The sequence below is a fragment of the Cupriavidus sp. WS genome (assembly GCF_000395345.1).
GTDB classification, from domain to species: Bacteria; Pseudomonadota; Gammaproteobacteria; order Burkholderiales; family Burkholderiaceae; genus Cupriavidus; species Cupriavidus basilensis_B.
This window is the reverse complement of sequence record NZ_AQPL01000349.1, coordinates 1-11,003: the sequence shown is the minus strand read 5'-3', so window position 1 is coordinate 11,003 and position 11,003 is coordinate 1. Positions and strand designations below refer to the sequence as shown.

Genomic DNA, 11,003 nt, shown 5'->3' with positions numbered 1-11,003 from the left:
CCCGCCGCGGGCGCCGGCGCCGGGGCCGGCGCGCCATTCGGCGAGCGCATGTAGCGGAAGAAGTCCGAGTTGGGCTCCAGCACCAGCACGTCGCGCTTGTCGCGGAAGGTATTGCGGTAGGCCTCCATGCTGCGCCAGAACTGCGCGAACTGCGGATCGCGGCCGAACGCGTCGGCGTAGATCTGCGAAGCCTGGGCATCGCCGTCGCCCTTGATCTTCTGCGCGTCGCGGTAGGCCTCGGCCAGCACCACCTCGCGCTGGCGGTCGGCGTCGGCGCGGATCTTCTCGCCCTCGGCCGCGCCGGTGGAGCGCAGCTCGTTGGCCACGCGCTTGCGCTCGGCCTCCATGCGGCGGTACACCGATTCGCTGATCGCGGGCAGCAGGTCCACGCGCTTGAGGCGCACGTCGATGATCTCCACGCCGACCGACTGCGCGTAGTCGGCCATCGCCGAGCGGATGTTCTGCATGACCTTGTCGCGCTCGCCGGCGACCACGTCGGCCACCGTGCGCTTGCCGAATTCCTCGCGGGCGACGGAATCGATGCGCTGGGTCATGCGGTCCTGCGCGCTGCGGATGTTGCCGTTGAAGGCGACGAAGAACTTGCGCGGATCGGTGATGCGCCACTTGACGAACCAGTCCACCACCATGCTCTTCTTCTCGGCGGTCAGGAAGCGCTCGGACGCGGCCACGTCGATGGTCAGCAGGCGGCGGTCCATGAAGACCACGTTCTGCAGCGGCGGCGGCAGCTTGAAGTGCAGGCCGGGCTCGCGCACCACCTGCTTGATCTCGCCGAAGGCGAACACCACCGCGTACTGGCGCTGGTCCACCACGTACACCATCGAGGAGCCAATCGCCAGCACGATGAAGAGGCCGATGACAATCGAAATCAGTCGGTTCATGTCAGGGCTCCTCAGCGCGAATCGCGGTCACGGTTGCGCAGCAGCTCGCGCGACCGGTTGTCGCCGCCGGCGTCGGGCGCCGGCGCGGGAGCGCTGCCGGCGGCGGGCGCCTGCGCGGCGCCGGCGGCCGGCGTGCCGGACTGCGCCTGCGACATCAGCTTGTCCAGCGGCAGGTAGAGGAGATTGTTGCCCTGGCGCGAGTCCACCAGCACCTTGGTCGAATTCGTATAGATCTGCTGCATGGTTTCAATGTAGAGGCGGTCGCGCGTGACCTGCGGCGCCTTGGCATATTGCGCCTGGACCTGCTGGAAGCGCGCGGCGTCGCCCTCGGCCTGGTTGACCACGCGCGACTTGTAGGCCAGCGCCTCCTCGTTCAGGCGCGCGGCGGTGCCCTTGGCGCGCGGGATCACGTCGTTAGCGTAGGCCTGGCCTTCGCTGATGGCGCGCTCGCGGTCCTGGCTGGCCTTGTTGACGTCGTCGAAGGCGGCCTGCACCTGCTCGGGCGGCTGCACGCTCTGCACGTTGACCGAGATCACGCGGATGCCGGTCTTGTAGGCCGAGAGGATGGACTGGATCGACTTGGCGAGGTTCTGCGCGATCTGCTCGCGGTTCTCGTACAGCACCGCATCCATCTTGTTGCGGCCGACGATCTCGCGCACCGAGGTCTCGGCGGCCTGCGTCACCAGCTCTTCGTCGCCGCCGCGGTCGGTCTTGTTGTAGAACAGGAATTCCTGGGCGTCCTGGATGTCGTACTGCACCGTGAAGCGGACGTCGATGATGTTCTCGTCCTGCGTCAGCATCGACGCGTCCTTCAGGTTGCTGTCCTTGATCGAGGTCGAGCGGCCCACTTCCACCGAACGCACGCTCGACAGGTTGACGATCTCGGCCGACTGGATCGGGTACGGCAGGCGCCAGTTGATGCCGGGGCCGGTGGTGTACTTGAACTTGCCGAACTGCAGGATCACCGCGGTCTGGCCTTCCTGCACCATGAAGAAGCCGCTAGCCAGCCAGATGCCGATGGCGGCGATCACCACCACGCCAGCGCCCACGCCCGAGCCCTTGCCCGGCGTGCGCGCGCCGCCGCCAAAACCCTGGTTGCCGCCGCCACCGTTGTCCTTGCGGCCGAGCAGGCCGTTCAGGCGGCGGTTGAAGTCGCGCCACAGCTCGTCCAGGTCGGGCGGGCCGTCCTGGGGCGGCCGCTGCTGCTGCTGGCGGTTGTTGTCCTTGTCCTTATCCTTGTCTTCATCATCGCCCCGACCCCAACGTGGATCGTTCAACGACAGGATCGCGCGCAAACGCTGCCACGCCGACCGCGACGGGGCGCCGCCGAAGGCATGACTCGATTCAGGATTCCGGGGAAACTGGGGCATGAAGTGCACGGGTCCGGGATAGTTGGAACAGAGGGATTCTAACAGTCATCGACGCCACATTTGCCTATTTGGGGCAATCTGGCACCGATTTCCGCCGAACCGGCTTACAGCGTGTCGGGTTCTTCCGGAGCGGCGTCATCGCCACCGTCCTGGCCGCCGTCCTGGCCATCGTCTCCGCCGACACCCCGGTCATCGTCCGTGGTGTCGTCGTGGGCATCGTCCACGCGACCGTGCCCGTCGGCGAAGCGCGGGTCGAGCGGCGCCGGCCCGGCCGGCCGCTCGGCCAGCCAGCGCGCCGCTTCCACCACCGCCTCGCGCAGCGCGTCCAGGCCGATGCCGTCGCGCGCGCTGACGAACACGCGCACCGGCACGCCGTCTTCGTTGCGCTCCACGCGCGGGCCCTGTTCCAGCAGCTCCGGCGCGGCGTCGATCTTGTTCATCACGACGATCTGCGGGATGTCGTCGGCATTGATTTCGGCCAGCACGCGGTTGACCTGCTCGACCTGCTCGTGGCGCACCGGGCTGGAGGCGTCCACCACGTGCAGCAGCAAATCGGCGTGCACGGTTTCCTCCAGCGTGGCGCGGAACGCGGCCACCAGTTGCGTGGGCAGGTCGCGGATGAAACCGACCGTGTCGGACAGCACCACGTTGCCCAGGCCTTCCAGGTAGAGCCGGCGCGAGGTGGTGTCGAGCGTGGCGAACAGCTGGTCGGCGGCGTAGGCGCGCGCCTTGGTCAGCGCGTTGAACAGCGTCGACTTGCCGGCGTTGGTATAGCCGACCAGCGAGATGCTCAGCGTGTCGTTGCGCGCCCGCGCGCGGCGCTGGGTGCTGTGCTGGCGCTGCAGCCGGGACAGGTCCGACTTCAGGCGCTTGGCGCGCTCGTCCAGCAGGCGGCGGTCGAGCTCGAGCTGGCGCTCGCCCGGGCCGCCGCGCATGCCGATCCCGCCCTTCTGCCGCTCCAGGTGGCTCCATGCGCGGACCAGCCGCGAGGCCTGGTACTGGACCTGGGCCAGCTCGACCTGCACCTTGCCGACGTGGCTCTGCGCGCGCTGGCCGAAGATGTCCAGGATCAGGCCGGTGCGGTCGATCACGTGGCGCTTGAGGAAACGCTCGAGGTTGCGCTGCTGGGCCGGGCTCAGCGTGTGGTTGAACACCACCACGTCCGCGTCGAGCGCGTCGGCGGCCTCCTTGAGTTCCTCCGCCTTGCCCGAGCCGATGAACAGCGCCGGGTCCGGGCGCGAGCGCCGGCCGGTCAGCATGTGCACCGGCGTCGAACCGGCGGTGGACGTCAGCAGCGCCAGCTCGCTCAGGCTTTCCTGGAAGTCGTGCTTGCCGAAATCGACGCCGACGAGGATGGCGCGGGAGGACTCGGAATTGGAGGTAGCTCTAGATTGCAAACGGGAGGATCGCGAAACGCGAAAAGGAAAACGATGGAAACCGGCCGGGGGCGTGGCGGGTGCCGCGAGGCAAGGGCCCTGTCCCGGTTGGCGCGCGGCGGCGGAGATGGTCCGCGGCGGCATGCACCAGGGAAGGCATCGTGCGCGGCATAACCATATGCATGCCCGCGGTGCGACCGGATGGCCGGTGTCGTTGCTGGCGTCGCGCCGGGATTTCAGGCCCCGGCGCGGCACCGGTTCGCGGTGGCCTTGCCGCAATGGCGGCGGGCCAGCCATGAACATGGGAATAACGGTAAAGGATCAGCCCTCGGCCGTATCGTCCACGCGGAAATTCACGGCGCGCGCGGGCACGACGGTGGAAATCGCATGCTTGTAAACCATCTGCGTCACGGTGTTGCGCAACAGGACGACGTACTGGTCGAACGACTCGATATTGCCTTGCAGCTTGATGCCATTGACGAGGTAGATTGAAACCGGCACGTGCTCTTTGCGCAGCGCGTTCAGGAACGGGTCTTGTAGCAATTGCCCTTTGTTGCTCATGGCACACTCCAAAATTATAGATTTAGTGATGGATGATGGGGACGTTCATCCCCGATTCAAGTCGAGCGGCGCAAACCGCGCCAAAAAAAGATCAAAAACGGTACCAAGCCAGCATCGTCTCGCGGGGAACCCCCCGCTACCGAGAATTTAGCCTCAGTTCCAAACGAACGCAAACGAAACTTGCCCGCCAGGCTGCCCCGCTGCCCGACTCAATCCTTCGAGTCCGCATACGGGTTTTTGTTCGTGCGAAATTCGATGCGCAGCGGCGTGCCCTTGAGCTTGAAGGCCGTGCGGAAGCGATTTTCGAGATAGCGCCGGTAGCTGTCCGCGATGCCCGACAATGAATTGCCGTGCACCACGATGATCGGCGGATTGGAGCCACCCTGGTGCGCGTAGCGCAGCTTGGGGCGGGTCGCGCCGACGCGGCGCGGCTGCTGGAACTCCACCGCTTCCTGCAGGATCCGCGTGAGCTGCGGCGTCGGCAGCTTGACCATCGCCGCGGCGTAGGCCTCGTCCACCGAGCGCAGCAGCGCGCCGATGCCGGTGCGCTCGCGCGCCGACACGAAGTGGAAGTTGGCGAAGTCGAGGAACTGCAGCTTGCGCTCCAGGTCGTGCTTGATGCGGTCGCGCGCATGGCCGTCGAGGCCGTCCCACTTGTTCACGCCGACCACCAGCGCGCGGCCCGATTCCACGATGAAGCCGGCGATGTGCGCGTCCTGCTCGGAAACGTCCTGCTGGGCGTCGAGCAGCAGCACCACCACGTTGGCGTCGGCGATGGACTGCAGCGTCTTGACCACCGAGAATTTCTCGATCGCCTCGAACACCTTGCCGCGCTTGCGCAGGCCGGCGGTGTCGATCAGCGTGTAGGGCTTGCCGCCGCGCTCGAACTCCACGTAGATGGCGTCGCGCGTGGTGCCGGGCATGTCGAACGCGATCACGCGCTCCTCGCCGATCAGCGTGTTGACCAGCGTGGACTTGCCCACGTTGGGGCGGCCCACGATGGCGATCTTGACGCCGCGCTGCGCGTGCTCGTCTTCCTCGGCCAGCTCCGGGCGCTCCTTGACCGCCAGCTCCAGCGCCTCGTCGACCAGCTCGCGCACGCCGTCGCCATGCGTGGAGGAGATGGCATAGGGGTCGCCCATGCCGAGCTCGTAGAACTCCGCCGCCACGGTGGTGTACTTCATGCCCTCGGCCTTGTTCACGGCCAGCATGACGCGGCGCCCGGTCTTGCGCAGGTAGTCCGCGATCACGCGGTCCTGCGGCGCCAGCCCGAGGCGGCCGTCGACGAGGAAGATCACCACGTCGGCCTCGACCACCGCCTGGCGGGTCTGCTTTGCCATCTCGGCGACGATGCCGTCCTTGGCCACCGGCTCGAAGCCGCCGGTGTCGATGGCGATGAACGGGCGCTCGCCGATGCGGCCCTCGCCGTAGTGGCGGTCGCGCGTGAGCCCCGGCAGGTCGGCGACGAGGGCGTCGCGCGAGCGGGTCATGCGGTTGAATAGCGTCGACTTGCCCACATTGGGACGGCCGACCAGAGCGATAACTGGTTTCATGCAATAAACGGAAATGGGGGCCGGCAGATGCCGCCCCCCAGGAACTCCGGAGTGATGTGGGTCCGACGGCCGGGCGCCGCGCGCCTGGCCACGTTTCCTGTCGGGCAACCGGGCTGGCCTTGCCACCCGGCCTCGTTCACCTGCACGATCCGCCGGATCATGCTACCGGATCGGCGCGGCCCGTGCCGACAGGTGCACGGGCGCGCCCTCATCGTCGCGGCGCCTCAGTCCGGCACGAAGCCGTAGAGGTTGCCGTCGCGCGTCTGCACCACCATCGACGCGCCCGCCACCACCGGCGCGGCGGTGATCTCGCTGCCGTCGGTCTTCAGGCGGGCCAGGAACTGGCCGTCCTCGCGCGAAAGAAAATGCACGTAGCCTTCATAGTCGCCCATCACCACCGAGCGGCCCAGCGCCAGCGGCGCGCCCAGGCGGCGGTACAGCAACTGGTCGTTCTTCCAGCGCTCGTTGCCGTTCTGGCGGTCGAACGCATGCACGACCGAGCGCTCGTCGCTGGCGTACAGCGAGGTGTCGTCCTGCGTCGGGCCGGTCGGCGACGAGAAATCCTTGCCCCACTGGGGCTGGCCGTTGGCCAGTTCCAGGCATGCCACGCGGCCCTGGAAGGTGGTGGCGCAGACCTGGCGGCCGTTGACCGCCGGCTGGCCGGTGACGTCGTTCAGGCGCTCGATCTCGGACACGCCCTTCGGGTAGGACACCGTGCTTTCCCAGCGCAGCACGCCGTTGCCCGGCGCCAGCACGCCGAGCTTGCCGCCCGGGAAGCCCATCACGATGCCGTCGCCGGCGAACGTCATACCCATCGCCGCGCGCAGGTTCAGCGGCGTCTGCGAGCGCTGGTAGATCCAGCGGCGCTCGCCGGTCTGCGCGTCCAGGCCCAGCACGCGGGTGTCGGTGGTGCGCACCACCACCAGGCCGTTGCCGACCAGCGGCGCGGACAGGACCTCGCCGTTGACCTGCTTCTTCCAGATCTGCTTGCCGCTGTTGTCGAAGGCGAACACGGCGCCCTTCTCGCCCGCCACCGCCGTCACCGAGCCGTCGCTGCCGGGGCCGCTGGTGAGGTCGATGTCGGTGCGGGCCTCCCACAGCGTGCGGCCGGTGGTGCCGTCGAAGGCCATCACCTTGCCGCCGTTGGAGGACGCGTAGACCGTGCCGCCGGCCACGGCCGGCTGCAGCGTGTACGGGCCGCTCTTGCCGACGCTGGCGCGCCAGGCCTGGCGCACCGACAGGGTCTGGGTGATCGGCTTGAGATCGACCGGCGTGCGCTTGTCACTCTTGCTGAACAGCGAGCAGCCGCCAAGGGTGGCGGCACAAGCGGCGGCCACCACCAGGGCGCGGACGAAATTGCCGTGTTGCTGGTTCTTGGCCGTGCCGGGAAACGATGACGTCATGGGGTTCCGATCCTGAATTGGGTTGAAACGCAAAACCGCGGACCCGCCCGCCCCCGGGCGGCGAGTCCGCGCGCCGGCGCGCCGGAAAGCGCCGCCCTCAGGCGGTGCCCAGCGCGTCGAGCTTGAACTGGATGATCTGGCGCATGGCCGCGTCGTTGGCACTGAGCTTGTCGAGCGCCAGCCGGTACGCCGTGCGCGCGTCGGCGCGCTTGTCCTGCGCGGCCAGCAGGTCGCCGCGGCGGTCGGCATACAAGGCCGCGAACGATGCCGGCGGCTCGTCCTTGAGCAGCGCCAGGCCCTGGTCGTAGGCCTTTTCGTCGAGCAGCACGCCGGCCAGGCGCACGCGCGCGAGGTGGGCATATTCGCTGTCGCCGTGGTCGATCGCCCACTGCAGCTGGGTCTTGGCGCCGGCCAGGTCGCCCGCATCGTACAGCACCTTGGCCGCCATCAGCGCGGACATCGGGCCGTAGGCGGTCTTGCCGAACTTCTGCTCGAGGTCGCCGGCGGCGCGCTTGACGCGCTCCGCGTCGCGGCCTTCGGCGGCCTTGATGACCTGCTCGTACAGCAGCGCGGCCTCGCCCGACTGCTTGCGCTGCCAGTAATTCCAGCCGCTCCAGGCGGCAAAGGCCAGCAGGCCGGCGATCAGCACCCACGTCACGGCATTGCCGTACTGGCGCCACCAGGCCTTGAGGCTCTCAAGCTGTTCCTGTTCTTCTAGATCGTAAGCCATGTCGAGGGATCCACCCGCGTGTGTTGGTATGAGCGGGGCCGCGCCGCGGCCCCTGGTCGTGCTGTCCGGCGGCCCTACTCGCTCGCGCCCACCATCGCGTCGATGATGTGGTCGACCAGCGCCTGCGCCGGCACCGTGATCTGCGCGCCGGCGTCTCCCGGTCCACCCTGCGCGCCCTGGCGCAGATCCTTGACCTGGGCCGTGCCGGCCGCCACTTCGTCGTCGCCAATGATAACGGCATAGGCCGCGCCGCTGGCATCGGCACGCTTCATCTGCGACTTGAAGCTGCCGCTCTTGCCGTCCGGCGTGGCGTGCAGCAGCACGTCGAGACCGGCGTCGCGCAGGCGCTCGGCGGCGATCATGGCCTGCTCGGCGGCCGCCTCGCCCTGGTGCACCAGGTAGACGTCGCAGCCCTCGGCCTCGGGCACCAGGCCTTCCTCGCGGATCAGCTCGATGATGCGCTCGATGCCCATCGCCCAGCCGCAGGCCGGCGCCGGCTTGCCGCCCATCTGCGCGATCAGCGGGTCGTAGCGCCCACCGCCGGCGATGGTGCCCTGCGCGCCGAGCTTGTCGGTGATCCACTCGAACACGGTCAGGTTGTAGTAGTCCAGCCCGCGCACCAGGCGCGGGTTGATCTTGAACGGGATGTTGTTGGCCTTGAGCAAGCGCTGCACGCCCTCGAAGTGGGCCAGCGACTCCTCGCCCAGGAAGTCGATCAGCTTGGGCGCGTTGGCCGCCATCTCCTGCAGCGCCGGGTTCTTGGTGTCGAGCACGCGCAGCGGGTTGGTGTAGAGGCGGCGCTTGCTGTCCTCGTCGAGGATGTCCTGGAAGCCTTCCAGGTACTTGATCAGCTCCTCGCGGTGGGCGGCGCGCTCATGCGCCTGGCCCAGCGAGTTCAGCTCCAGCCGCACCCCGACCAGGCCCAGGTCGTCCCACAGGCGCTGGCACATCAGGATGATCTCGGCGTCCACGTCCGGGCCGGCGAAGCCGAGCGCCTCGGCGCCCAACTGGTGGAACTGGCGGTAGCGGCCGCGCTGCGGGCGCTCGTGGCGGAACATCGGGCCGGTGTACCACAGGCGCTTGGGGCCGTCGTACAGCAGGTTGTGCTCGATGGTGGCGCGCACCGCGGCGGCCGTGCCTTCGGGGCGCAGCGTGAGCTGCTCGCCGTTGAGCGAATCGGTGAAGGAATACATTTCCTTCTCGACGATGTCGGTCACTTCGCCGATGCCGCGCACGAACAGTTGCGTGTGCTCGACGATCGGCGTGCGGACCTGCTGGTAGCCGTAGGCGCGCAGCATGGCGCGCGCGGCGTTCTCGAAATGCTCCCACAGCGGCGCGTCGGCGGGCAGCATGTCGTTCATGCCCTTGACGCCCTGCAGGGCCTTGGCGGCCTTGGCCTTGTTATCGGCCTTGCTGTCGGCTTTGTTGTCAGCCCGGCCTTCGCCGGCCGCCGGATTCACGGGTTGATTCATCTTCTGTTGTCTTTCCCTGTGTCGCCCTGTCCGCAACGGATCAGGCCGCCACCTCATTGCCTGCGCGCCCGGCGTTGCTGCCATAGTGGGTGCGCACGTAGTCGTCGACGATCGCCTGGAACTCCTCGGCGATGCGCTCGCCGCGCAAGGTCTTGACCTTGACGCCGTCGACGAACACCGGCGCCGCCGGCGATTCGCCCGAGCCCGGCAGCGAGATGCCGATGTTGGCGTGCTTGCTTTCGCCCGGGCCGTTCACGATGCAGCCCATCACGGCCACGTCCATTTCTTCCACGCCGGGGTATTCGGTCTTCCACACCGGCATCTGCTCGCGCAGGTAGCCCTGGATGCTGGCCGCCAGTTCCTGGAACGTCGTGCTGGTGGTGCGCCCGCAACCCGGGCACGCGATCACCATCGGGGTGAAGTTGCGCAGGCCCATCGTCTGCAGGATTTCCTGCCCCACGTAGACTTCCTTCTCGCGCGGCGCGCCCGGTTCCGGCGTCAGCGAGATGCGGATGGTGTCGCCGATGCCTTCCTGCAGCAGCACCGACAGCGCCGCGGTGGAGGCGACGATGCCCTTGCTGCCCATGCCGGCCTCGGTCAGGCCCAGGTGCAGCGCGTAGTCGCAGCGCCTGGCCAGCTCGCGGTACACCGCGATCAGCTCCTGCACCTGCGAGACCTTGCACGACAGGATGATCTGGTCGCCCGACAGGCCGATCTCCTCGGCCTTCTTCGCCGACTCGATGGCCGAGGTGATCAGCGCCTCGACCATCACGTTCTGCGCCGGCCACGGCCGCGCGCGCTGCGCGTTCTCGTCCATGACGCGCGCCAGCAGCGACTGGTCCAGGCTGCCCCAGTTCACGCCGATGCGCACCGGCTTGCCGTAGCGGATGGCCATCTCGATCATCTGCGCGAACTGCGTGTCGCGCTTGGCGCCCTGCCCCACGTTGCCGGGATTGATGCGGTACTTCGACAGCGCCGCGGCGCACTCGGGATAGTCCTGCAGCAGCTTGTGGCCGTTGTAGTGGAAGTCGCCCACCAGCGGCACGTCGACGCCCATGCGGTCGAGCTGCTCGCGCACGGCGGGCACCGCGGCCGCGGCCTCGGGCGTGTTGACCGTGATGCGCACGATCTCGGAGCCGGCGCGCGCCAGTTCCTTGATCTGGATCGCGGTGCCGATGGCGTCCACCGTGTCGGTGTTGGTCATCGACTGCACGCGCACGGGCGCGCCGCCGCCGATGGTGACCACGTTGTCGCCCCACACCACGCGCGCCTGGCGCGTCTTGCGGCGGGGTAGCGGGCCGGGCAGTACCGGCATGGAGTCCTGTTGATTCATAGCATTACCACCTTCATCTTGCCTGGCCCCGCGTCTTGCGCGGGGCCGGGAGAAACGGCATTCAGGGCAGCGTCAGGCGCGCCACGTTGTTACGGTTCGAGGCCGCCAGATCGACCGGCGTGCCGTTGCGGGTCAGCGATTCGACACCCTTCACGTTGCCGATCACGACCTTGTAGGGAGGCGTGCCGCCGCCGCTCAGGTCCTCGCCGGCGCGCGCGGTGCCGCCGAGGACGACCTTACCGCTGCGGTCGCGGATCTCATACCAGGTCTCGGCGGCGAAGCGGATGCGCAGCTCGCCGCCGCCCG

At 68.2% G+C, this 11,003-nt stretch carries 10 protein-coding genes; all 10 read right to left on the bottom strand.

The window, feature by feature from the left end:
• The coding region (gene hflC, locus K206_RS0125935) for a protease modulator HflC (RefSeq protein ID WP_020205293.1) at nucleotides 1-899 on the bottom strand (899 nt) is incomplete at its 3' end.
• Between the two features lie 11 nt (nucleotides 900-910).
• On the bottom strand, nucleotides 911-2,269 hold the full coding sequence (gene hflK, locus K206_RS0125930) for an FtsH protease activity modulator HflK (protein ID WP_029044101.1): 1,359 nt from the start codon (nucleotides 2,267-2,269) through the stop codon (nucleotides 911-913).
• Nucleotides 2,270-2,373: 104 nt separating this feature from the next.
• A complete protein-coding gene (hflX, locus tag K206_RS0125925) occupies nucleotides 2,374-3,666 on the bottom strand; it encodes a GTPase HflX (protein ID WP_020205291.1) in 1,293 nt (430 codons plus the stop codon).
• Between the two features lie 300 nt (nucleotides 3,667-3,966).
• A complete protein-coding gene (gene hfq, locus K206_RS0125920) occupies nucleotides 3,967-4,206 on the bottom strand; it encodes an RNA chaperone Hfq (RefSeq protein ID WP_017229727.1) in 240 nt (79 codons plus the stop codon).
• 209 nt (nucleotides 4,207-4,415) lie between these two features.
• Nucleotides 4,416-5,759, bottom strand: coding sequence for a ribosome biogenesis GTPase Der (gene der, locus K206_RS0125915; protein ID WP_029044100.1), 1,344 nt, complete (start codon nucleotides 5,757-5,759; stop codon nucleotides 4,416-4,418).
• A gap of 224 nt (nucleotides 5,760-5,983) precedes the next feature.
• Nucleotides 5,984-7,162 carry an outer membrane protein assembly factor BamB gene (gene bamB / locus K206_RS0125910; protein ID WP_020205289.1) on the bottom strand — a complete coding sequence of 393 codons (1,179 nt, stop codon included), beginning with the start codon at nucleotides 7,160-7,162 and terminating at the stop codon, nucleotides 5,984-5,986.
• Between the two features lie 97 nt (nucleotides 7,163-7,259).
• Nucleotides 7,260-7,892: a tetratricopeptide repeat protein gene (locus K206_RS0125905; RefSeq protein ID WP_020205288.1), complete on the bottom strand. Its 633-nt coding sequence runs from the start codon at nucleotides 7,890-7,892 to the stop codon at nucleotides 7,260-7,262.
• 74 nt (nucleotides 7,893-7,966) lie between these two features.
• Nucleotides 7,967-9,253 carry a histidine--tRNA ligase gene (hisS, locus tag K206_RS0125900; RefSeq protein ID WP_231401682.1) on the bottom strand — a complete coding sequence of 429 codons (1,287 nt, stop codon included), beginning with the start codon at nucleotides 9,251-9,253 and terminating at the stop codon, nucleotides 7,967-7,969.
• Between the two features lie 151 nt (nucleotides 9,254-9,404).
• Complete coding sequence (ispG, locus tag K206_RS0125895) at nucleotides 9,405-10,697, bottom strand: flavodoxin-dependent (E)-4-hydroxy-3-methylbut-2-enyl-diphosphate synthase (protein ID WP_020205286.1); 1,293 nt, start codon at nucleotides 10,695-10,697, stop codon at nucleotides 9,405-9,407.
• A gap of 61 nt (nucleotides 10,698-10,758) precedes the next feature.
• Nucleotides 10,759-11,003, bottom strand: a 245-nt coding sequence (locus K206_RS39290; RefSeq protein WP_043367102.1) for a DUF4115 domain-containing protein, incomplete at its 5' end; no start/stop codon positions are given.